Here is a 22,674-nt window from a genome sequence, read left to right on the forward strand (position 1 = left end):
CTCGAATCCGTGGTACTAGGCGAAGTTGATTCCGCGCTTGGCGAGCCAGGACGTCGGGTCGATACGGCTGGTGCCGTTCTGCAGCACCTCGAAGTGCAGATGCGGCCCGGTCGAGTAACCGCGGTTGCCCATCTCGGCGATCTGGTCGCCGGCCATCACGTGCTCGCCGACGCTGACCAGCGACCGGTTGATGTGACCGTAGAGGGTGACGGTGCCGTCGGAGTGGCGCAACTTGACCAGCATGCCGTAACCGGCGCTGGGGCCCGACTCGATCACCACACCGTCGGAAGCCGCCAGGATCGGGGTGCCGATGGCATTGGCGATGTCGATGCCGGCGTGCAGCACGCCCCAGCGGTAGCCGAAGTTCGACGTGAACGCGCCCTGCGTCGGTGCGACGAACAGCGGGCGCTGCAGTCGGGCCTCACGCTCGGCGCGCTCCTGCGCGAACGCCATGCCCTTGGCCAGCTCCTCGTTGTGCATGACGACGTTGGCGGCAGCTTTGACCGTGATCATCTGCAGGCCGTGGCTGGACGTGGTGGTGGTGGCGTCGTTCAGCATTGTCTTGCTGGAGGCCAGCACCGCGGGACGCGCAACGGTCTCGTCGGACTGATGGGTGGCGGCGTGTGCGGCCGCGGCGGCCGCACCGGCGGCCATCGCCGCGATCATCACGCGGCTCTTGGCGGCACTGGCGGGCTGGCGGTGCCTACCGCGACGCGGGGGCAGCTGGGCCGCCTCGTGCGGACGGTAGTAGCTCTGCGAGTAGTCGTCGCGCGGGAACGCCAGCTGTAGGACCGGCATGTTGTCCGTGTCGGTCATGTCGTCGAGCTCGGGGGCCAGCAGCACATCAGACGCCTCGTCGAACACTTCGTCGCCGAACGCATCTTCGGGCCAGCCGAACTCGTTGAACGGAATGATGTCGGTGACCTCGGTGGGGCTGACTACCGACGATCTGCGGGCAGCTCCTTGGGCACCGTGCCGACGTCGAGGGAGGGCCCCGCCGTAACCCGAACGCATCGGTGCACCGTGCTGCATCAACCTGGAAGTTCCTCTGGTCGTGATCAGAACGTTATAAAGAGCTGGACTTGGTGACGGTAACCACTCCCGCTGGGGCGTGGCAAGCTATCGATCAAATCCACCCGCTAATGTGAAACGAATCACGTTTTACGGGCGGTGAGATGTGCCACAGCAGTGGTATGCGAGGAGGGAACGCCGCCGCACTGTCGATACAGTGCCTCGGGAGCAAAATCCGCACAATCCGACAGCGCCGGCTTGCCGGCGACCCGCAATAAGACAGTGAGCCCATGGATCTTTTCGAGTATCAGGCGAAGGAGTTGTTCGCCAAGCACAACGTGCCCACCACCCCCGGCCGGGTCACCACCTCTGCTGAGGACGCCAAGGCCATCGCCACCGAGATCGGTCGTCCGGTCATGGTGAAGGCGCAGGTCAAGGTCGGCGGCCGCGGCAAGGCCGGTGGCGTCAAGTACGCCGCCACTCCGGAGGACGCGTTCACCCACGCGCAGAACATCCTCGGTCTGGACATCAAGGGCCACGTTGTCAAGAAGCTGCTGGTAGCCGAGGCGAGCGACATCGCCGAGGAGTACTACATCTCCTTCCTGCTCGACCGCTCCAACCGCACCTACCTGGCCATGTGCTCGGTCGAGGGCGGCATGGAGATCGAAGAGGTCGCCGCGACCAAGCCCGACCGGCTGGCCAAGGTGCCCGTTGATGCCGTCAAGGGTGTCGACCTGGCGTTCGCTCGCGAGATCGCCGAGAAGGGCCACCTGCCCGCCGAGGTGCTCGACGCCGCCGCGGTGACCATCCAGAAACTGTGGGAGGTCTTCGTCGCCGAGGACGCCACCCTGGTCGAGGTCAACCCGCTGGTGCGTACCCCCGACGACCAGATCCTGGCGCTGGACGGCAAGGTCACCCTGGACGGCAACGCGGAGTTCCGCCAGCCCGGTCACCTCGAGTTCGCCGACCTGGACGCCACCGACCCGCTGGAGATCAAGGCCAAAGAGCACGACCTGAACTACGTGAAGCTCGACGGTGAGGTCGGCATCATCGGCAACGGCGCCGGCTTGGTCATGTCCACGCTGGACGTCACCGCCTACGCCGGTGAGAAGCACGGCGGTGTGAAGCCGGCCAACTTCCTCGACATCGGGGGCGGCGCCTCCGCCGAGGTGATGGCCGCCGGCCTGGACGTCATCCTGGGTGACAAGCAGGTCAAGAGCGTGTTCGTCAACGTGTTCGGCGGGATCACCGCCTGCGACGCGGTGGCCAACGGCATCGTGTCGGCGCTGGGCATCCTCGGTGACGCCGCGACCAAGCCGCTGGTGGTGCGCCTGGACGGCAACAACGTCGAGGAGGGCCGGGCGATTCTGGCCGAGGCCAACCACCCGCTGGTGACCGTCGTCGCCACCATGGACGAGGCCGCCGACAAGGCCGCAGAACTGGCCAACGCCGGAAAGGACGCATAAGTCATGTCGATCTTCGTCAACAAGGACAGCAAGGTCATCGTCCAGGGCATCACCGGTGCCGAGGCCACCAAGCACACCGCGCGGATGCTGGCCGCCGGCACCCAGATCGTCGGCGGCGTCAACGCCCGCAAGGCCGGCACCACGGTGGCGCACAAGGATAAGAACGGTGCCGACGTCGAGCTGCCGGTGTTCGGCAGTGTCGCCGAGGCCATCAAGGAGACCGGCGCTGACGTGTCGATCGCCTTCGTGCCGCCGAAGTTCGCCAAGGACGCGATGATCGAGGCCATCGACGCCGAGATTCCGCTGCTGGTCGTCATCACCGAAGGCATCCCCGTGCAGGACAGTGCCTACGCGTGGGCGTACAACGTGGAAAAGGGTGAGAAGACCCGGATCATCGGGCCCAACTGCCCCGGCATCATCACCCCGGGTGAGTGCCTGGTCGGCATCACCCCGGCCAACATCTCGGGCTCCGGTCCGATCGGTCTGGTGTCGAAGTCCGGCACCCTGACCTACCAGATGATGTACGAGCTGCGGGACTTCGGCTTCTCCACCGCCATCGGCATCGGCGGTGACCCGGTGATCGGCACCACCCACATCGACGCCATCGAGGCGTTCGAGAAGGACCCCGACACCAAGGTCATCGTGATGATCGGCGAGATCGGCGGCGACGCCGAGGAGCGGGCCGCGGCCTACATCAAGGCCAACGTCACCAAGCCGGTCGTCGGCTACGTGGCCGGGTTCACCGCTCCGGAGGGCAAGACCATGGGCCACGCCGGCGCCATCGTGTCCGGTTCGTCGGGCACCGCGGCCGCCAAGCAGGAGGCCCTGGAGGCCGCCGGTGTGAAGGTGGGCAAGACCCCGTCGGCCACCGCCGCCCTGGCTCGACAGATCCTCGAGAGCCTGTAGGAGTTTCTTGGCGCGAGCAGACGCAGGATCGCGCGAAAGCTGTTCTGACAGCGCGCTTCTGCGTCTGCTCGCCATAGAAGGATGAGCACATGAGTATCGACCCCCGCACTCCCGTCGTCGTCGGCGTCGGCCAGGCCGCCGAGCGCATCGACGACGCCGACTACCGCGCGATGTCGCCGGTGGAGCTGGCCGCTGCCGCTGCTCAGGCGGCGCTGGCGGACTGTGGGGCAAGCGCCGCCCAGGTCGCGTCGGCCATCGACACCGTGGTCGCCACCCGCCAGTTCGAGATTTCCATCCCGAATACCCCAGCGCCGCTGGGGAAGTCGAACAACTTCCCGCGGTCGGTGGCGCGCCGGATCGACGCGGACCCGGCACGCGCAATCTTGGACAAGGTGGGCGGGCAGGGGCCGCAGGCGCTGCTGACCGAATTCGCCGGCGAGATCGTGGCCGGCGCCGCAGATGTGGTGCTGCTGTGCGGATCCGACGCGACCTCGACGTTGCGTCACTTTGCCAAGGCCGACAAGAAGCCGGATTTCAACGAGACCGTCGAGGGCCAGTTCGAAGACCGCGGCTACGGCCTGGAGGATTTCGTCGAGAAGTACACCGTGGTGCACGGGCTGACCAGCCCAGCGGTGCAGTACGGCTTGTTGGAGAACGCCCGCCGGGCCCGCTTGGGCCGCAGCACCGCCGACTACCTGCAGGCCATGGGCGAGCTGTTCGCCCCCATGACCAAAATCGCGGCCAAGAACCCGTTCTCGGCCTCGCCGGTGGAGCGGTCGGTCGATGAGCTGATCACGATCAGCACCGAGAACCGGATGATCTGCGACCCGTACCCGCGGCTGCTGGTGGCGCGCGATCAGGTCAACCAGGGCGCTGCGGTGCTGGTGATGTCGGTGGAGGCCGCCCAATGCCTGGGCGTGCCCGAAGACCGCTGGGTGTACCTGCACGGTCACGCCGCACTGCGTTCCCAGCGTTTGCTGGATCGCGAGGACTTAAGCGGCTACCCGGCCGCGGTGACGGCCACCACCGAGGCGCTCGAGATGGCCGGGATCGGCTTCGACGACATCGCCGCCATGGACCTCTACAGCTGCTTCCCGGTGCCGGTGTTCGCCATCTGCGACGCCTTCGGTCTGTCCGCCGACGACCCACGCGGCTTGACCCTGACCGGTGGGCTGCCCTTCTTCGGCGGTGCCGGCAACAACTATTCGATGCACGCGATCGCCGAGGCCGTCGCCGCGGCGCGGAGCGTCCCCGGGCAGTTCACCTATGTCGGGGCCAACGGCGGAATGATGAGCAAGTACGCGGCCGGGGTGTATTCGACCACTCCGGTGGCTTGGACGCCGGATCGCAGTGCCGAACTGCAGCCGCAGATCGATGCCGCGGCCACCGTGCCGGTCACCGAGAAGGCCGAGGGCCCGGCCACCATCGAGACCTACAGCGTCCGCTACGACTGGAAGACCCGCACCGGGATCATCATCGGCCGCCTCGACGCCGACGGCACCCGGTTCCTGGCGACCACCGAAGACGAAGACCTGGTGGCGTTGTTGTCCGACGGCGAGCCGCTGGGCGCGCCGGTGACGGTGCACGCGTTCGACTACGGCAACCGCTGCTCTCTGCGCTGACGTTCGCGGGGCACGGCGCGTGGGGCACGGTGCGTGGGTGCCCGTGTCACGGCCGCGAGGGTGCACAGAATGACAGCGCCAACGGCGTGTCGGCGTACAGACACGCACGTTCGCGCGAAATCGGGGCGCGCGAAATGGGGTGGGGGCGCGGGTTAGGCGCTGAGGCCCAGCTTGCTGGCTAGGCGCTCGACGTAGGCCGCCACTTCGGACTCGGACTTGTCCGGCAGTCCGAACAGCGTCTCGGTCACCCCGATCTCGGCCCAGTGCGCCAGCTTCTCGGGAACCGGCTTGAAGTCCAGCGCCACGATCTGCGGTGCGCCGTCGCGTCCGGCGGCCGCCCAGGTGTCCTGCAGCAGCTTGACCGGTGCGTCGATGTCGAAGTCGCGCGGCGTGGTGATCCAGCCGTCGGCGCTGCGGGCGATCCACTTGAAGTTCTTCTCGGTCCCGGCCGCGCCGACCAGCACCGGAATGTGCGGCTGCACCGGCTTGGGCCACGCCCAGCTCGGGCCGAAGTTCACGAACTCGCCTTCGAAGGAGGCTTCCTCCTGCGTCCACAGCGCCCGCATCGCCTCCAGGTACTCCCGAAGCATGGTGCGCCGCCGGCCGGCCGGGACGCCGTGATCGGCCAGTTCGTCGGTGTTCCAACCGAACCCGACACCCACGCTGACCCGACCGCCGGACAGGTGATCCAGGGTGGCGATCGATTTCGCCAGCGTGATCGGATCATGCTCGACGGGCAGCGCCACTGCGGTCGACAGTCGCACCCGCGAGGTCACCGCGCTCGCGGCTCCCAGGCTGACCCATGGGTCCAGGGTGCGCATGTACCGGTCATCGGGCAGCGTTTCGTCCCCGGTGGTCGGGTGAGCGGCCTCGCGCTTCACCGGAATATGTGTGTGCTCCGGGACATAGAAGGTGGTGAAGCCGTGATCATCGGCGAGTTTGGCGGCCGCTGCCGGGTTGATCCCACGGTCACTGGTGAACAGCACGAGCCCGTAATCCATATCACCGATTAGAACGTGTTCCTGTTTGGTGGGGCAACCGGGGGCCCTCATCGCACCGCGTTGACCCAGCGACTAGCACCGCCAGTGCGCTAGCGTGGATGGTCGAGCGCGCCGCACCGCCCACAAGCGTCCTGCCCACAAGCACAGGAGAGGTCATGACCTACTCGCCCGGGAATCCCGGCTACCAGCCTTCTCAACCACCAGGCTCCTACGGGCCGTCGACCCCGTCGTTTGCGAAACCGGGCGGAGACGTCGAGAGCAAATTGCCGCAGTACCTCCGCATCGCGGTGGTTGCGTTGGGGCTGGGCGTCTACCTCGCCAACTTCGGGCCGATCGTGACGATCACCGACGTCGACTACCCCTTGATCCTCGGCGACGCCGGCCACACCGTTCCGCTGGCGATCCTGGCCGCATTGCTGGCCGCGGCGGCCCTGCTGCCCAAGACGAAGAGCTTCACGGCGGTGACCGCGGTGATCTCCACGCTGGGCGCGCTGCTGGTCATTTCGACGATCGCCGACGCCAGCAGCAGCTACACCATCGGGTGGGGGCTCTGGCTGATCCTGACCTTCAGCGTCCTGCAGGCCGCCGCAGCCGTCGGATCGCTGCTGCTGGAGGCCGGCGTGGTGACCGCTCCGGCGCCGCGGCCCAAGTACGACCCCTACGCCCAGTACGGGCTGCCCCCGGGCGGTAACTACTACGGCCAGTCCGGCCCGCAGGGCTACGGCAACCAGGGCCACCACGGTCCCCAGGGTCAGCAGAGTCCGCAGCAGCCCGGCTACCCGTCCTATGGCAGCTACCAGTCGTCGGGTGGCGGCTACGGCGCGCATCAGGCACCGTCGTCTCCTTCGTCGGGCTCCTTCGGCTCCGGCGGGCAGCAGGCGGCGCCGCAGGGGCCACCGACCCCGCCCACCGGGTTCCCCTCCTACAACGCGCCGTCGTCCGGCGGGTCGTCGTCCGGCGGGTCGGGGAGCGCGTCGACCGGTGGAAACAGCGCAGCCGGTTCGGATCAGAGCTCGACGGGTGGCCAGCAGTCGCAGGGCGGCTCCACCTCGTCGGGGCCGGCGCAGCCCTAGCCCGCGCCCGCGCGCCGAGTTGAACGTGCTCGCAGCGTGACATCGGTGACCGCCGGCAGGGCAGGCTCGAATCCGACCCGCGACTTGCTACGGGTCGCATTCGGCCCATCCGTCGCGGCGTTGACGGTCATCGCAGCGGTGACGCTGCTTCAGTTGCTGATCGCCAACAGCGACATGACGGGGGCCTCGGGGGCCATCGCCAGCATGTGGCTGGGTGTGCACCAGGTGCCGATCTCGATCGGCGGCCGCGACCTGGGTGCACTGCCCCTGTTGCCGGTGCTGCTGATGGTGGCCGGGACCGCGCGAACCACCGCGCAGGCCACCGCCCGCGGGGCCTCCTGGTTCGTCATCCGCTGGATCGTGGCCTCGGCGGTGGGTGGCCCGTTGTTGATCGCGGCGGTGACGCTGGCGGTCATCCACGATGCGGCCTCGGTCATCACCGAACTGCAGACCCCGCATGCCCTGAACGCCTTCGCGCACGTGCTGGTTGTCCACGCGATCGGCGCGGCGCTGGGAGTGGGGACGCGGGTGGGCCGGCGGGCACTGGCCGAGGCCCGGCTGCCGGGTTGGCTGGCGGACTCGGTGCGCGCCGCGATCGCCGGCATGCTGGCGCTGTTCGGCTTGGCCGGGGCGGTGACGGTGCTCTCCCTGGTCTGGCATTGGGGCACCATGCACGACCTCTATGCCATCACCGATTCGCTGTTCGGTCAGCTCAGCCTGACATTGCTCGCGGTGCTGTATGTGCCCAATGTTCTCGTCGGCGCCGCGGCCATAGCAGTCGGCTCGAGCGCCCACATCGGCCCCGCGCTGTTCAGCGCCTTCACCGTTCTCGGCGGCGATATCCCCGCGCTGCCGATCCTGGCTGCGGCGCCCGCCCCGCCCTTGGGCCCCGCGTGGGTGGGGCTGCTGATCATCGGGGCGGCTTCTGGAGTGGCCGTCGGGCAGCAGTGTGCCCGCCGGCCGCTGCCGCTGCTTCCGGCGCTGGCCAAGGTTGCGGTGGCGGCGTTCATCGCCGCGGTGACGATGGCCGTACTCGGCTTGGCCGGTGGGGGACGGCTGGGCAACTTCGGTGACGTCGGGGTGGACCAGCTGACGTTCGGTCCCGCGGTGTTCGGCTGGTTCGCCGCGATCGGAGCGCTGACGGTGGTGATGATCGGCGGAGTCCGGGCTGACGCGGTGACGGGCCCCCAGCGGGTGTTGCCGCCCGCCCCGGAACGGCCCGCGCAGCCCGCGGGGGATCCCGAACCCGAGCCGGGTCCGGCGCCGGTGGCCGATGTCGATCCCGAGGACTTCGCGGCGCCCGAGGAGCCGTTGGCAGCCGACGAGCTGTTCGACGCCGACTTCGAGCCGGGCTTCCAATCAGACGAGGTCACCGATGGCGGCGCGCTGAAGTGGACGCCGGAACCGGAGCCGCCCCGAACGTTCCGGTCGCACGCGCCGACGCAGCCACCCGGCCCGCTGGAGGACCCCGAAGACCTGATGTTCACCGACGACGACGGATACGACCGCTAAATCGAGGACTTCAGTCCCTTATATATGTCTCCTCGGGCTGATCGGATGGTAGGGCCGACCGTCCGAACTCCAGGGGGACGACATGACCGACGTCGTGAGCGCCGAGCCCGCCGGCCACACCATCTCAGCCGGCGCACCGAGGCGGCGGAGCCTGCACATGTTGGCCGGCGCTCGGGCCGAGATGCTGGCCGGGCGGATCCTGCCGCCGGGCCATGAGCGGGTGCTCGACGTGGTGGTCCTGATATGGGTGGACGGCGTCGAGACCGGAATGCAGATGATCGAGCCGGCGCGCTCTGTCGGGCTGACCGATGACCTCCCGGAGTCGCTTTACGACGACCTGGCGGGTGCGGGGTTCTGCAGTGAATACGACGAGTTCCCCGAGTTGGACGACCCGGACTTTGAGGAGCTGGCGTACGGAAGGGTCAGCAAGCTCGGCAAGATGACCCAGCCGGCCGGCCATCCCGAGGCCACCTGGGACATGGTCGAGATCTGGACGGACGGCGTGGCGGCCGCACTTCGGGTGGCGCGGGCCCGGGCACAGCGCTCCGCCTGAGCGCGATCACCACCGCCGGCGGCGGTGACCGGCGCCGCCCGGCGTCGTCGCGCCTGCGAACACCGCGTTAGGCTCAGTCACCGTGCAACCGATCCATGTGGCCCCCAGCGTCCCCGCCCGAATGGTGGTGTTGGCGTCGGGCACCGGGTCGCTGCTCGAGTCGTTGCTGGCAGCAGCGGTAGACGACTACCCCGCGCGGGTGGTCGCCGTCGGCACCGACCGGGACTGCCGGGCGGTGGAGGTTGCCAAGGCGGCGGGGTTGCCGGTTTTCACCGTTCGGATGGGTGACTATCCCAACCGGGCGGCGTGGGACCTTGCACTGACGGAGGCCACCGCTGCCCACAGCCCGGATCTGGTGGTCTCGGCGGGCTTCATGAAGATCCTGGGATCGCACTTCCTGTCCCGTTTTCTGGGGCGCACCGTCAACACCCATCCAGCGCTGCTGCCCTCCTTCCCGGGAGCGCACGCGGTTCCCGAGGCGCTGGCCTACGGGGTCAAGGTCACCGGCTGCACCGTGCACCTGGTGGACGCCGGAACCGACACCGGCCCGGTGCTGGCCCAGGAACCCGTCGCCGTGCTCGACGGCGACGACGAAGACTCGTTGCATGAACGCATCAAGAAAGTGGAGCGCAAGCTTCTGGTTGACGTGTTGGCCGCATTGGCGACCGGCGGCGTGACCTGGAACGGACGAAAGGCAACCCTAGGATGACCTACGGCAAGCGACCGATTCGTCGGGCGTTGATCAGCGTCTACGACAAGACCGGACTGGTCGACCTGGCCGCGGGCCTGCACGCCGCCGGAGTGGACATCGTCTCCACCGGATCTACCGCAAAATCGATTGCGGCCAAAGGCATTCCGGTGACGCCGGTGGAACAGGTGACCGGCTTCCCCGAGGTGCTCGACGGCCGAGTCAAGACTCTGCACCCTAGGGTGCACGCCGGGCTGCTGGCTGATCTGCGCAAGCCCGAGCACGCCGCGGCGCTCGAAGATCTGGAGATCGCAGCGTTCGAGCTGGTGGTGGTCAACCTGTACCCGTTCAGCGAGACGGTGGATTCCGGCGCCGGCGAGGACGAATGCGTCGAGCAGATCGACATCGGCGGACCCTCGATGATCCGGGCCGCCGCCAAGAACCACCCCAGCGTCGCTGTGGTGGTCAATCCGCTCGGCTACGACGGCGTGCTGGCCGCGGTCAACGCCGGAGGCTTCACTCTCGCTGAGCGGAAGCGCTTGGCGGGTTTGGCCTTTAGGCACACCGCCGAGTACGACGTGGCGGTCGCCAGCTGGATGTCGTCGACCCTGGCGCCCGAGGAGCCGCGCCAGGCGCTGCCGGAGTGGTACGCCCGCACCTACCGCCGCGCTGCGCAGCTGCGCTACGGCGAGAACCCGCACCAGCAGGCCGCTCTCTACTGTGACGCCGGCGCCTGGCCCGGTCTGGCGCAGGCCGAGCAGCTGCACGGAAAAGAGATGTCCTACAACAACTTCACCGATGCCGACGCTGCTTGGCGGGCCGCGTTCGATCACGAAGAGACGTGTGTGGCCATCATCAAGCACGCCAACCCGTGCGGAATCGCGGTCTCGGCGATTTCGGTGGCCGATGCCCATCGCAAGGCGCACGAGTGCGACCCGCTGAGCGCGTTCGGCGGAGTGATCGCGGCCAACACCGCGGTCAGCGTGGAGATGGCGGAATACGTCAGCACCATCTTCACCGAGGTGATCGTCGCGCCGGCCTACGAGCCCGGAGCCGTGGAGATCCTCTCGCGCAAGAAGAACATCCGGGTGCTGTTGGCCTCCGAGCCGCTGCGGGGCGGCACCGAATGGCGCCAGGTCAGCGGTGGGCTGCTGATGCAGAGCCGCGACAGCCTGGACGCTTCCGGGGATAACCCGGTGAACTGGACATTGGCCACCGGGGAACCGGCCGATCCGGCCACGCTGGCCGACCTGGCCTTCGCCTGGCGGGCCTGCCGGGCGGTCAAGTCCAACGCGATCGTGGTCGCAGGCAACGGCGCCACCATCGGCGTCGGCATGGGCCAGGTCAACCGGGTGGACGCGGCCCGGTTGGCGGTGGAGCGCGGTGGCGAGCGGGTCGCCGGGGCGGTGGCCGCCTCGGACGCGTTCTTCCCGTTCCCCGACGGCCTGCAGACGCTGACCGCGGCAGGGGTGAAGGCGATCGTGCACCCCGGCGGCTCGGTGCGCGACGACGAGGTGACCGCGGCGGCGGCCGAAGCCGGCATCACGCTGTACCTGACGGGGGCCCGGCACTTCGCCCACTAGGTCCGGGGTACTGCCCTGCCAAATGATGAGGTGGGCGTTCGGCCTTCTCTTTCCGTGATCAGGCCGGCGTGACCCAGGTGGTGATGTCGGCGTGCACCACCTCCACACCGGCCTTGTCGGTGATGCTCACCGGCACCACCACCTCCGCGCCTTCGTTGATCGCGGCGAAATCCGGTGGGTCCAGTCGGGCGGTGGCCCGCAACGAGGTCGTCGCCTTGGCCAGGTAGGCCACGTTCATCGCCTTGGGGATCCAGCGGTGGCTGCGCGGCACGGTGGCCTCCATCAACATCCCCATCGCCACTTCGGCGGCGTTGCAGGAGGCGATCGCGTGCACGGTGTGCAGGTGGTTGTAGACGAACGGCCACTTGGGCACCAGCACCTCGGCCAGTCCCGGTTCCATCCGGACCACGTGCGGCAGCACCGAGGCGAAGTAGGGGACCCGGGCCATCGCCGCAGCCGAGAACAGCCGGGTCCCGCCGGGGATACCCGCCAGTCGCCGCCATGCCCGATAAGTACTGGTAGATCCGGTCACGATGACCTATCTTACCGGCAAGTAAGGTGGAATGGCGGGTGGCTCCAGGGCTGTCGAATCCAGGCCTGCGGAGCGCGATCGCTGGGGATTTGGCCGCTGACCCGATCTGGGGCATACTATTCAGGTTCGCCTGCGCCGGGGTTGCCCCTGGCCGGGCATACGACCAGCGCCCACCCGGGCGCGTCCGGTCCCACTCTCGCCACACGGAGCTTTTTCACCGTGTACGAGACCGTGTGCGGGCGACACGCCCGACCGCGGGGACCGGTGGACCAGGACAGGTAAACAGCGGCGGCAGCGCCCAGCGCAGTGTCGACACGGACTCACGGGTCCGAAACAGGCGAGCTGGGGCACACAGGGTTCGAAACACGGACCCCCTTTGCAGGAGTGAGGTAGCAGAAGCGTGGCGGGACAAAAGATCCGCATCAGGCTCAAGGCCTACGACCACGAGGCGATTGACGCCTCGGCGCGCAAGATCGTTGAGACGGTCACCCGTACCGGTGCGTCTGTAGTCGGCCCGGTGCCGCTGCCGACCGAGAAGAACGTGTATTGCGTCATCCGGTCCCCGCACAAGTACAAGGACTCGCGGGAGCACTTCGAGATGCGCACCCACAAGCGGTTGATCGACATCCTCGATCCCACGCCGAAGACCGTTGACGCCTTGATGCGCATCGATCTGCCGGCCAGCGTCGACGTCAATATCCAATAGATCCCAGTAGGAAGCTACCGAAAACCATGGCACGCAAAGGTATTTTGGGTACCAAACTGGGCATGACGCAGGTGTTCGACGAGAACAACAAGGTCGTGCCGGTCACGGTCGTCAAGGCCGGACCCAACGTGGTGACCCGCATCCGTACCCCCGAGCGCGACGGCTACAGCGCCGTGCAGCTCGCCTACGGCGAGATCAGCCCCCGCAAGGTGAACAAGCCGCTCACCGGCCAGTACGCCGCCGCCGGAGTGAACCCCCGCCGTCACCTCGCCGAGCTGCGTCTCGACGACGAGGCCGCCGCAGCCGCCTACGAGGTCGGCCAGGAGCTGACCGCCGAGATCTTCCAGGACGGCAGCTACGTCGACGTCACCGGAACCTCCAAGGGCAAGGGCTACGCCGGCACCATGAAGCGGCACGGCTTCCGCGGCCAGGGCGCCGGTCACGGCGCTCAGGCTGTGCACCGTCGGCCGGGTTCGATCGGTGGCTGCTCGACCCCCGGCCGGGTGTTCAAGGGCACTCGGATGTCGGGCCGGATGGGCAGCGACCGCGTCACCACCCAGAACCTGGTGGTGCACAAGGTTGACGCCGAGAACGGTGTGCTGTTGATCAAGGGCGCCATTCCGGGCCGCAACGGTGGACTGGTTCTGGTCCGCAGCGCGATCAAAAAGGGTGAGAAGTAATGGCCGGCATCAAGATTGACGTCAAAGCTCCGGACGGCAAGTCCAGCGGCTCGGTTGAGCTGCCCGCCGAGCTGTTCGACGCTCCCGCCAACATCGCGCTCATGCACCAGGTGGTGATCGCTCAGTTGGCCGCGGCCCGTCAGGGTACGCACTCGACCAAGACCCGCGGTGAGGTCAGCGGCGGTGGCCGTAAGCCTTACCGGCAGAAGGGAACCGGCCGGGCCCGTCAGGGCTCGACCCGGGCGCCGCAGTTCACCGGTGGTGGCGTGGTGCACGGCCCCAAGCCGCGTGACTACAGCCAGCGCACCCCGAAGAAGATGATCGCCGCCGCCCTGCGCGGAGCGTTGTCGGACCGGGCGCGCAACGGCCGGATCCACGCGATCACCGAGCTGGTGAGCGGCCAGACCCCGTCGACCAAGAGCGCCAAGGAGTTCCTGGGCTCGATCACGGACCGCAAGCAGGTGCTGGTGGTCATCGGCCGGGCCGACGAGACGGGCGCCAAGAGCGTGCGCAACCTCCCGGGTGTGCACATCCTGTCCCCGGACCAGCTCAACACCCACGATGTGCTGCGTGCCGACGACGTGGTGTTCAGCGTCGAGGCCCTGAACTCCTACATCGAGGCTCACACTGCCAAAACCGAGGAGGTTTCGGCCTGATGGCGACCATCACCGATCCCCGCGACATCATCATCGCGCCGGTCATCTCCGAGAAGTCCTATGGGCTGATCGAGGACAACGTGTACACGTTCGTGGTGCACCCGGACTCGAACAAGACGCAGATCAAGATCGCGATCGAGAAGATCTTCGCGGTCAAGGTCTCGTCGGTGAACACCGCAAACCGGCCGGGCAAGCGCAAGCGGTCCCGCACCGGTTACGGCAAGCGCAAGGACACCAAGCGCGCCATCGTGACTCTGGCCCCCGGCAGCAAGCCGATCGACCTGTTCGCCGCACCGGCCTGACCGGAGTGAGAGAGAGATCTAACTGACATGGGAATCCGCAAGTACAAGCCGACGACCCCGGGTCGTCGCGGTGCCAGCGTCTCCGATTTCGCTGAGCTCACCCGCTCTCACCCGGAGAAGTCGCTGGTTCGGCCGCTGCACGGCCACGGTGGGCGTAACGCCCACGGCCGCATCACCACCCGGCACAAGGGTGGCGGTCACAAGCGTGCCTACCGCGTGATCGACTTCCGTCGTCACGACAAGGACGGCGTCAACGCCAAGGTCGCCCACATCGAGTACGACCCGAACCGCACCGCGCGTATTGCGCTGCTGCACTACCTGGACGGTGAGAAGCGCTACATCATCGCCCCGCAGGGTCTGTCTCAGGGCGACGTGGTGGAGTCGGGCGCCAACGCCGACATCAAGCCGGGCAACAACCTGCCGCTCCGCAACATCCCCGCCGGCACCCTGGTGCACGCGGTGGAGCTGCGCCCGGGCGGCGGCGCCAAGCTGGCCCGCTCGGCCGGGTCCAGCATCCAGCTGCTGGGTAAGGAAGGCGCCTACGCCTCGCTGCGTATGCCTTCCGGCGAAATCCGCCGTGTCGACGTGCGCTGCCGCGCCACCGTCGGTGAGGTGGGCAACGCCGAGCAGGCCAACATCAACTGGGGTAAAGCCGGCCGTATGCGGTGGAAGGGCAAGCGCCCGACCGTCCGTGGTGTCGTCATGAACCCGGTGGACCACCCGCACGGTGGTGGTGAGGGCAAGACCTCCGGCGGCCGGCACCCGGTCAGCCCGTGGGGTAAGCCGGAGGGTCGCACCCGCCGGCCGAACAAGCCCAGCGACAAGCTCATTGTCCGACGCCGGCGCACCGGCAAGAAGCGCTAGGAATCGGAGGGAAAGCGATGCCACGCAGCCTCAAGAAGGGTCCGTTCGTCGACGACCATCTGCTCAAGAAGGTCGACGTCCAGAACGAGAAGAACACCAAGCAGGTCATCAAGACCTGGTCGCGTCGGTCGACGATCATCCCGGACTTCATCGGGCACACGTTCGCCGTACACGATGGCCGCAAGCATGTTCCGGTATTCGTCACCGAGTCGATGGTCGGGCACAAGCTCGGCGAATTCGCTCCGACGCGCACCTTCAAGGGACACATCAAAGACGACCGGAAGGCTAAGCGCCGGTGAGTGCCACCACTGAATTTCCGTCCGCTGTCGCCAAGGCCCGCTTCGTGCGGGTTTCGGCCAGCAAAGCGCGCCGGGTGATCAACCTGGTCCGCGGCAAGTCGGTGTCCGACGCATTGGACATCCTGCGCTGGGCACCGCAGCAGGCCAGCCTGCCGGTGGCCAAGGTCATCGCCAGCGCTGCTGCCAACGCCCAGAACAACGACGGCCTGGACCCGTCCACCCTCGTGGTGGCCAGCGTCTACGCCGACGAGGGCCCGACCGCCAAGCGGATCAAGCCGCGCGCCCAGGGGCGTGCGTACCGGATCCGTCGGCGCACCAGCCACATCACGGTGGTGGTGGAGAGTCGGCCGTCCTCCGGTGGCGGCTCGGCGCAGTCCGCCAGCGCCGCACGGGCGCGGCGTGCGCAGGGCAGCAAGGCCGCCGCGACGGCGCCAGCCAAGAAGGCTTCGGCCGCCAAGGCGACCGAGAAGGCGCCGGCCAAGAAGGCTTCCGCGGCCAAGGCTGCCGAGAAGACGACTGAGAAAGCGGCGGCAAAGAAGGCGCCCGCCAAGAAGGCGGCAGCCAAGAAGGCGCCTGAGACGTCCGACGCGAAGGAGGGCTCGGAGTAATGGGCCAGAAGATCAACCCGCACGGCTTCCGGCTCGGGATCACCACCGACTGGAAGTCACGGTGGTACGCCGACAAGCAGTACGCGGACTACGTCAAGGAAGACGTGGCGATCCGCCGGCTGCTGTCGAGCGGTCTCGAGCGCGCCGGCATCGCCGACGTCGAGATCGAGCGCACCCGTGACCGGGTTCGCGTCGACATCCACACCGCGCGTCCGGGCATCGTCATCGGTCGCCGTGGCACCGAGGCCGACCGGATCCGTGCCGACCTGGAGAAGCTGACCGGCAAGCAGGTGCAGCTGAACATCCTCGAGGTCAAGAACCCCGAGTCGCAGGCGCAGCTGGTGGCCCAGGGCGTCGCCGAGCAGCTGAGCAACCGTGTGGCGTTCCGCCGCGCGATGCGCAAGGCGATCCAGTCGGCGATGCGTCAGCCCAACGTCAAGGGCATCCGGGTGCAGTGCTCGGGTCGTCTCGGCGGCGCTGAGATGAGCCGCTCGGAGTTCTACCGTGAAGGTCGGGTGCCGCTGCACACGCTGCGCGCCGACATCGACTACGGGCTGTACGAGGCGAAGACCACCTTCGGCCGGATCGGGGTGAAGGTCTGGATCTACAAGGGCGACATCGTCGGTGGCAAGCGCGAGCTGGCCGCTGCCGCACCGTCGGCCGACCGTCCGCGCCGCGAGCGCCCGTCGGGCACCCGCCCGCGCCGTAGCGGCGCCTCGGGTACCACCGCGACCAGCACCGACGCCGGGCGGGCCGCTGAGAGCACCGAGAACGCCGCTGCTGCGGAAACGGTCACCGAGACCGCTCCCGCCGCAGCGGAAACGCAGAGTACGGAGAGCTGATCATGTTGATTCCCCGTAAGGTCAAGCACCGCAAGCAGCACCACCCCAAGCAGCGGGGTATCGCCAGCGGCGGCACCTCGGTGACGTTCGGTGAGTACGGCATCCAGGCACTGGAGCACGCCTACGTCACCAACCGGCAGATCGAATCGGCTCGTATCGCCATCAACCGGCACATCAAGCGTGGCGGCAAGGTGTGGATCAACATCTTCCCGGACCGTCCGCTGACCAAGAAGCCTGCCGAAACCCGTATGGGTTCCGGTAAGGGTTCGCCCGAGTGGTGGGTCGCCAACGTCAAGCCGGGCCGGGTGCTGTTCGAACTGAGCTACCCCAACGAGGCCATCGCCCGCGCCGCACTGACCCGGGCGATCCACAAGTTGCCGATCAAGGCGCGCATTGTGACCCGAGAGGAGCAGTTCTGATGGCAGTGGGAGTTACCGCCGGCGAACTGCGCGAGCTTAGCGGCGACGAGCTTGTCGAGCAGCTGCGCGAGTCCAAAGAAGAGCTGTTTAACCTGCGTTTCCAGATGGCGACCGGGCAGCTCACCAACAACCGTCGGCTCCGCACGGTGCGCCATCAGATTGCGCGCATCTACACCGTGTTGCGCGAACGGGAACTGGGCCTGGCGCCCGCTCCCGCTGGTTCTGAAGGCGAGGCATCGTAATGGCACAGGCTGCAAAGGCTAACGCCGCGGACAAGGGTCCCAAGCACACCCCGCGCACTGACGTGGTGCGCGGCCGCCGCAAGACCCAGATCGGCTACGTGGTCAGCGACAAGATGGAGAAGACCATCGTCGTTGAGCTCGAGGACCGCGTGAAGCACCCGCTTTACGGCAAGATCATCCGGACCACCAAGAAGGTCAAGGCGCACGACGAGAACAACACGGCCGGCATCGGCGACCGCGTGTCGCTGATGGAGACCCGCCCGCTGTCGGCGTCGAAGCGCTGGCGCCTGGTGGAGATCCTGGAGAAGGCCAAGTAGTACACGCAGTGACGACAAAGCCCCGCGACCGGTGTCGCGGGGCTTGGTCGTTTCAGGGTTTGCTCGGCTCACGCCGGCACCTGGACCTGTTGCGGCGCAGCCGAACCGAGCGGAACCTGCAGCGAATCCTGGCTGTTGAGCACTCGAGCCGGCACCGCCAGGGTGCGTCGTGTCGGTGTCGGCAGACTGGTGCTCAAGGCCGTCAGTTGGCGCCCGTTGAGGCGGTTCAACCCGGCCGATGTGGATCGGCGCAGTCTGGTGGCGGTGTGGTAGCGCACCAGGACGGCGACGTCGGTGTGGCGCTGTCGCGGCGTCAGGCGCACCGTGACCGCGGTTGTGTCGGTGTCGGGCACCCACAGCTGCGCCAGATTCTCGGTGGAGATGTCGCGTGGCGACACCCAGAAAGTGGCCGCGAACTGCTTGGGCCCCTTGCGCTCTTTCTGCTTCAGGCGGCGGCGACGGCGGCGGATCCGGGTCGGGTGCAGCCCGGCCAGCACGGCCGCGTCGACGTGGTCGAATTCCTCGGCTGACAGGACTCGCGCATCCAGATGACGTTCGCACAGGTCGCGGGTCAGCCGTTCGGTGGCCGCGGCCAGGGTCGCCGCGACGGAGTCGCGAACCGCCACCGCCTCGGTGTTGCGCATCGGATCCATCCGCAAGATCAGCCAGTTGTCCGGTGGGGGCGAAGGTCCCGGCGCGTGCTCCGCGGCTGTGTCGCTGCTGTGTTCGTCACCGGAGGAGGCATCAGGGGAGTGGCACGTGCGCACTGACACGATGTCGATCCCGTCGAGGCGGACGTCGAACTGGCGCAGACCCGCGGCGACGACCTGAGCGGAAAGTTCGGGCACCGGTGCCGGGACACGGCGATGGCGCCCGATCGTCTCGGCCGCCGCGGCGGCTATGGCGATGACCGAGACCAGCTTCCCGCGGTGTTCACGTACTCCGACGACGTCGCGACTGTAGCGACGTCGGTGGTCGAAACCGGGTGTGCAGCCTTCGGTGAGAAGTGCCGCAGGAGTGGCGAAGCGATCGAGCAGCCGCGCCAGCACGATCGCCGTCAGGGGAACCCGGCGATGGGTGATCAACGCGGCCGTGGTGAGCACCGCGGCAAGACCCACCGCCGGCCACCAGGCTCGCTCGGCGGTGCCGAGCTGGGGCGGCCAATGACCGGCGACCCACAAGATGGCGATGTCGATCAGAAAAACCGTGGTCACGCGCAGCCACGACAGATCCAGTCCCAGCGAATGCTGCGCCCTCATCGGCGTATCCGTTTCATGGTTCCCCCCAGAACTGCATGAAGTATGCGGTGACCGGGCTACCCGTTCTGAGGCCGCGTCAAACCTCCCAATCCGGCGATCCTGCCCGAGGCGGTGCAACCGAGCATCGCCGGACGCGCGGGCGGCCTACGGCATCAAACGCTGCCGGGCGGTCACCGGGCCGGTAGTGTCTCATCGGATCCGGCGGACGACAAACGGAGTGATGCATGGTGGAATTCACGGGCAAGGTAAGTCTCGACATCCGGGATTCCGAACCCGACTGGGGACCCTTCGCAGCGCCAACCGCCCCCGAGGGCGCACCCAACGTGCTGTACCTGGTGTGGGACGACACCGGCATCGCCACCTGGGACTGCTTCGGCGGGCTGGTGGAGATGCCCACGATGAGCCGGATCGCCGAGCGCGGCGTCCGGCTGTCCCAGTTCCACACCACCGCCCTGTGTTCTCCGACCAGGGCCTCGTTGCTGACCGGGCGGAACGCGACCAGCGTCGGCATGGCCACCATCGAAGAGTTCACCGACGGCTTCCCCAACTGCAGCGGACGCATCCCCTTCGAAACCGCCCTGCTCAGTGAGGTTCTCGCCGAACAGGGCTGGAACACCTTCTGTGTGGGCAAGTGGCACCTGACCCCGCTGGAAGAGTCCAACATGGCCGCCACTCGGCGGCACTGGCCCACCCAGCGTGGCTTCGAACGGTTCTACGGGTTCATGGGCGGCGAGACCAACCAGTGGTACCCCGATCTGGTTTACGACAACCACCCGGTGGAGCCGCCCGCCACGCCGGAGGACGGCTACCACCTGTCGAAGGACATCGCCGACCGCACAATCGAATTCATCCGCGATGCGCAGACCATCGCGCCCGGCAAGCCCTGGTTCGGCTACGTCTGCCCGGGCGCCGGCCACGCCCCGCACCATGTGTTCACCGAATGGGCAGACCGCTACGCCGGGCGCTTCGACATGGGCTACGAGAAGTATCGCGAGATCGTGCTGGAGAACCAGAAGAAGCTGGGGCTGGTGCCGCAGGACACCGAGCTCACCGAGGTCAACCCCTACGCCGGCGTCACCAGTGCCGACGGCCAGCCCTGGCCGTTGCTGGACATGGTCCGTCCGTGGGACAGCCTCGATGACTCCGAGAAGCGTCTGTTCGCCCGGATGGCGGAAGTGTTCGCGGGCTTCCAGACCTACACCGACGCCCAGATCGGGCGGATCCTGGACTACCTGGAGGAGTCCGGGCAACTGGACAACACCATCGTCGTGGTGATCTCCGACAACGGGGCCAGCGGCGAGGGGGGACCGAACGGATCACCCAACGAGAACAAGTTCTTCAACGGTTACCTCGACTCGGTCGAAGAGGCGATGAAACTTTTCGATCAACTGGGTGGTCCGGAGACCTACAACCACTACCCGGTCGGCTGGGCGATGGCATTCAACACGCCCTACAAGCTCTACAAGCGCTACGCCTCCCATGAGGGCGGCATCGCCGATCCCGCGATCGTCAGCTGGCCCAACGGAATCCCCGCGCGTGGCGAGATTCGGGACAACTATGTCAACGTCAGCGACGTGACCCCGACGGTCTACGACCTGATCGGCATCACGCCGCCGGAGACCGTGCGCGGTGTCGCCCAGCGACCGCTGGAAGGCGTGAGCTTCAAAGCGGCGCTGCTTGATCCGGCCGCCGACACCGGAAAGAACACCCAGTTCTACACCATGCTGGGCACCCGCGGAATCTGGCACCGAGGCTGGTTCGCCAACACGGTGCATGCGGCGACCCCGTCGGGCTGGAGTCATTTCGATGACGACCGGTGGGAGCTTTACCACCTCGCCGAGGACCGCAGTCAGTCTCGTGACCTGGCCGCAGAACACCCCGAGAAGCTCGCCGAGCTTCAGGCGCTGTGGTTCGCCGAGGCACAGAAGTACAACGGCCTGCCGTTGGCGGACTTGAACATCTTCGAGATGACCACTCGGCAGCGGCCCTACCTGGCAGGCGACCGAACCAGCTACACCTATTACCCCAACACCGCCGAGGTGCCGTTGGGGGCGTGCGTGGAGCTTCGCGGCCGGTCATTCTCGGTATTGGCCACGGTCACGGTGGATTCGGCCGCGGCGGAGGGACTGTTGTTCAAGCAGGGCGCCCGGCACGGCGGGCATGCGCTGTTCGTCCAGGACGGCAGACTGCACTACGTCTACAACTTCCTCGGCGAGCGCGAGCAGTGGCTGTCTTCGCCCGGTCCGGTTCCGGTGGGGCACCACATTTTCGGTGTCCGGTTCGATCGCACCGGAACGGTCGAGGGCAGTCACACGCCGGTCGGCGATGCGTCGTTGTACATCGATGACGAGGTGGTCGCCACCCTGCCCGGCATGGTCGCCCAACCGGGCGCCTTCGCGCTGGCGGGCGGCGGTGTCAGCGTGGGGCGCAATACCGGCCAGGCGGTGTCGTCGGCCTACCGTGCGCCGTTCCCCTTCACCGGCGGAACCATCGGTGAGGTGGCCGTGGACGTCAGCGGCGAACCGTACCTGGATGTGAAAAGAGAGATCGCGGCTGCGTTTTCGCGAGATTGACATGACGCTGACGGACCTCGTCGAGATCCCGGCCGGAGTGTTCCGGATGGGCTCGACGAGTTTCTATCCCGAAGAGGCGCCTATTCACACGGTGGCGGTGCAGTCGTTCGCGCTGGAACGGCATCCGGTGACCAATGCGCAGTACGCCGCATTCGTCGCCGCAACCGGCTATGTGACCCTGGCCGAGCAGGCACTCGATCCCGCACTGTACGGCGACGTCGAACCGGGCGCCCTGGTGTTTCATCCCCCCGACGGGCCGGTCGACCTGCGCGACTGGCGGCAGTGGTGGAGGTGGATCCCCGGCACCAGCTGGCGGCACCCACTGGGGCCGGGCAGCACCGTCGCGGACAAGCCGGACCACCCGGTGGTCCAGGTGGCCTATCCCGACGCGGCGGCGTATGCCCGGTGGGCGGGGCGGCGACTGCCGACCGAAGCCGAATGGGAGTACGCCGCCCGGGCCGGGAGCACGAGCACCTATGCGTGGGGCGAGGACGAGAAGCCGGGTGGGGTGTTGATGGCCAACACCTGGCAGGGCGACTTTCCCCATCGCAACGACGGTGCCTCGGGCTGGACCGGGGCCTCGCCGGTGGGAACATTTCCGCCGAACGCGTGGGGGCTGGTCGACATGATCGGCAACGTCTGGGAGTGGACGGCCACCGAGTTCTCGGCCCACCATCGCCTGGACGCGCCGCCGAAGTCCTGCTGCGCGCCGACCGGGCCGGCCCGCCCGGACATCAGTCAGACCCTCAAGGGCGGATCGCATCTGTGTGCGCCGGAGTACTGCCATCGCTATCGTCCCGCGGCCCGGTCCCCGCAGTCGCAGGACACCGCCACGAGCCATATCGGCTTCCGGTGCGCCATCGATTAGCCGGCTGGGCACGCCCGCTTCGTGCGGTTAGGTTGCATCTCGACCAGCAATTTGGAGTCTGGCGAGGCGTCACCTAGACTTCAGGGGTTGCC

The 22,674-nt window shown here is 67.6% G+C and carries 25 protein-coding genes; 21 read left to right on the forward strand and 4 right to left on the reverse strand.

Annotated elements, in window-relative coordinates; genetic code table 11:
* Positions 1-15: 15 nt before the first annotated feature.
* A complete protein-coding gene (locus tag AWC18_RS01630) occupies positions 16-1,032 on the reverse strand; it encodes a M23 family metallopeptidase (RefSeq protein ID WP_085137258.1) in 1,017 nt (338 codons plus the stop codon).
* A 269-nt stretch (positions 1,033-1,301) separates the two neighbouring features.
* On the opposite strand from AWC18_RS01630, the gene sucC reads away from it, so the two are divergent.
* From sucC to AWC18_RS01645, 3 genes are all read left to right on the forward strand, one after another.
* Positions 1,302-2,477 carry an ADP-forming succinate--CoA ligase subunit beta gene (gene sucC, locus AWC18_RS01635; RefSeq protein ID WP_064998437.1) on the forward strand — a complete coding sequence of 392 codons (1,176 nt, stop codon included), beginning with the start codon at positions 1,302-1,304 and terminating at the stop codon, positions 2,475-2,477.
* A 3-nt stretch (positions 2,478-2,480) separates the two neighbouring features.
* Entirely contained in the window at positions 2,481-3,383 is a 903-nt protein-coding gene (sucD, locus tag AWC18_RS01640) for a succinate--CoA ligase subunit alpha (RefSeq protein ID WP_064998438.1), read from the forward strand.
* A gap of 89 nt (positions 3,384-3,472) precedes the next feature.
* Positions 3,473-5,005, forward strand: coding sequence for an acetyl-CoA acetyltransferase (locus AWC18_RS01645; RefSeq protein WP_085137260.1), 1,533 nt, complete (start codon positions 3,473-3,475; stop codon positions 5,003-5,005).
* Between the two features lie 152 nt (positions 5,006-5,157).
* Here the strand turns inward: AWC18_RS01645 and AWC18_RS01650 are convergent, their stop codons facing one another.
* Positions 5,158-6,006 (reverse strand): LLM class F420-dependent oxidoreductase, encoded by an 849-nt coding sequence (locus AWC18_RS01650; protein WP_085137262.1) that lies wholly within the window; start codon positions 6,004-6,006, stop codon positions 5,158-5,160.
* 155 nt (positions 6,007-6,161) lie between these two features.
* On the opposite strand from AWC18_RS01650, the gene AWC18_RS01655 reads away from it, so the two are divergent.
* From AWC18_RS01655 to purH, 5 genes are all read left to right on the forward strand, one after another.
* A complete protein-coding gene (locus AWC18_RS01655) occupies positions 6,162-7,079 on the forward strand; it encodes a DUF5336 domain-containing protein (protein WP_085137264.1) in 918 nt (305 codons plus the stop codon).
* A gap of 45 nt (positions 7,080-7,124) precedes the next feature.
* Positions 7,125-8,591, forward strand: coding sequence for a cell division protein PerM (locus AWC18_RS01660; RefSeq protein WP_085137305.1), 1,467 nt, complete (start codon positions 7,125-7,127; stop codon positions 8,589-8,591).
* An 82-nt stretch (positions 8,592-8,673) separates the two neighbouring features.
* Entirely contained in the window at positions 8,674-9,144 is a 471-nt protein-coding gene (locus AWC18_RS21905) for a hypothetical protein (protein WP_234806401.1), read from the forward strand.
* A 121-nt stretch (positions 9,145-9,265) separates the two neighbouring features.
* Entirely contained in the window at positions 9,266-9,853 is a 588-nt protein-coding gene (gene purN, locus AWC18_RS01670; RefSeq protein WP_064998443.1) for a phosphoribosylglycinamide formyltransferase, read from the forward strand.
* Positions 9,850-11,415, forward strand: coding sequence for a bifunctional phosphoribosylaminoimidazolecarboxamide formyltransferase/IMP cyclohydrolase (gene purH / locus AWC18_RS01675; protein WP_085137266.1), 1,566 nt, complete (start codon positions 9,850-9,852; stop codon positions 11,413-11,415). The genes purN and purH overlap by 4 nt, the downstream gene beginning before the upstream one ends.
* A 58-nt stretch (positions 11,416-11,473) precedes the next feature.
* On the opposite strand, the gene AWC18_RS01680 is transcribed toward purH, so the two are convergent.
* Positions 11,474-11,947: a hotdog fold domain-containing protein gene (locus tag AWC18_RS01680; RefSeq protein ID WP_085137268.1), complete on the reverse strand. Its 474-nt coding sequence runs from the start codon at positions 11,945-11,947 to the stop codon at positions 11,474-11,476.
* Between the two features lie 400 nt (positions 11,948-12,347).
* Here AWC18_RS01680 and rpsJ point away from each other — a divergent pair, with 400 nt between their 5' ends.
* The 11 genes from rpsJ to rpsQ are packed head-to-tail and all read left to right on the forward strand — an operon-like array spanning position 12,348 to position 17,882.
* Positions 12,348-12,653, forward strand: a complete 306-nt coding sequence (gene rpsJ, locus AWC18_RS01690; RefSeq protein WP_003883485.1) for a 30S ribosomal protein S10 — start codon at positions 12,348-12,350, stop codon at positions 12,651-12,653.
* A gap of 26 nt (positions 12,654-12,679) precedes the next feature.
* Positions 12,680-13,333, forward strand: coding sequence for a 50S ribosomal protein L3 (rplC, locus tag AWC18_RS01695; RefSeq protein ID WP_064998446.1), 654 nt, complete (start codon positions 12,680-12,682; stop codon positions 13,331-13,333).
* Complete coding sequence (rplD, locus tag AWC18_RS01700) at positions 13,333-13,989, forward strand: 50S ribosomal protein L4 (protein WP_085137270.1); 657 nt, start codon at positions 13,333-13,335, stop codon at positions 13,987-13,989. Before rplC ends, rplD begins: the two co-directional genes overlap by 1 nt.
* The gene (gene rplW / locus AWC18_RS01705) at positions 13,989-14,291 is read left to right on the forward strand and encodes a 50S ribosomal protein L23 (RefSeq protein WP_064998448.1); all 303 of its coding nucleotides are present in this window, start codon (positions 13,989-13,991) and stop codon (positions 14,289-14,291) included. Before rplD ends, rplW begins: the two co-directional genes overlap by 1 nt.
* Positions 14,292-14,318: 27 nt before the next feature.
* On the forward strand, positions 14,319-15,155 hold the full coding sequence (gene rplB / locus AWC18_RS01710; protein ID WP_024440413.1) for a 50S ribosomal protein L2: 837 nt from the start codon (positions 14,319-14,321) through the stop codon (positions 15,153-15,155).
* 17 nt (positions 15,156-15,172) lie between these two features.
* A complete protein-coding gene (gene rpsS, locus AWC18_RS01715; RefSeq protein ID WP_006245110.1) occupies positions 15,173-15,454 on the forward strand; it encodes a 30S ribosomal protein S19 in 282 nt (93 codons plus the stop codon).
* On the forward strand, positions 15,451-16,062 hold the full coding sequence (gene rplV / locus AWC18_RS01720) for a 50S ribosomal protein L22 (RefSeq protein WP_085137272.1): 612 nt from the start codon (positions 15,451-15,453) through the stop codon (positions 16,060-16,062). The genes rpsS and rplV overlap by 4 nt, the downstream gene beginning before the upstream one ends.
* Positions 16,062-16,904 (forward strand): 30S ribosomal protein S3, encoded by an 843-nt coding sequence (rpsC, locus tag AWC18_RS01725; RefSeq protein WP_064998450.1) that lies wholly within the window; start codon positions 16,062-16,064, stop codon positions 16,902-16,904. The genes rplV and rpsC overlap by 1 nt, the downstream gene beginning before the upstream one ends.
* A gap of 2 nt (positions 16,905-16,906) precedes the next feature.
* Entirely contained in the window at positions 16,907-17,323 is a 417-nt protein-coding gene (gene rplP, locus AWC18_RS01730) for a 50S ribosomal protein L16 (protein ID WP_064998451.1), read from the forward strand.
* Positions 17,323-17,565, forward strand: coding sequence for a 50S ribosomal protein L29 (rpmC, locus tag AWC18_RS01735; protein WP_085137274.1), 243 nt, complete (start codon positions 17,323-17,325; stop codon positions 17,563-17,565). Before rplP ends, rpmC begins: the two co-directional genes overlap by 1 nt.
* Complete coding sequence (rpsQ, locus tag AWC18_RS01740) at positions 17,565-17,882, forward strand: 30S ribosomal protein S17 (RefSeq protein ID WP_085137276.1); 318 nt, start codon at positions 17,565-17,567, stop codon at positions 17,880-17,882. The genes rpmC and rpsQ overlap by 1 nt, the downstream gene beginning before the upstream one ends.
* A 68-nt stretch (positions 17,883-17,950) precedes the next feature.
* Here the strand turns inward: rpsQ and eccE are convergent, their stop codons facing one another.
* Positions 17,951-19,141 (reverse strand): type VII secretion protein EccE, encoded by a 1,191-nt coding sequence (eccE, locus tag AWC18_RS01745; RefSeq protein ID WP_085137278.1) that lies wholly within the window; start codon positions 19,139-19,141, stop codon positions 17,951-17,953.
* A gap of 224 nt (positions 19,142-19,365) precedes the next feature.
* Between eccE and AWC18_RS01750 the strand changes: the two genes are divergently transcribed.
* Complete coding sequence (locus AWC18_RS01750) at positions 19,366-21,714, forward strand: arylsulfatase (protein WP_085137280.1); 2,349 nt, start codon at positions 19,366-19,368, stop codon at positions 21,712-21,714.
* A gap of 1 nt (position 21,715) precedes the next feature.
* Positions 21,716-22,582: a formylglycine-generating enzyme family protein gene (locus AWC18_RS01755; RefSeq protein WP_085137282.1), complete on the forward strand. Its 867-nt coding sequence runs from the start codon at positions 21,716-21,718 to the stop codon at positions 22,580-22,582.
* The last annotated feature ends 92 nt before the right edge of the window (positions 22,583-22,674 follow it).

The organism is Mycolicibacter nonchromogenicus (assembly GCF_002101775.1).
In the GTDB taxonomy this organism is placed as follows: domain Bacteria; phylum Actinomycetota; class Actinomycetes; order Mycobacteriales; family Mycobacteriaceae; genus Mycobacterium; species Mycobacterium nonchromogenicum.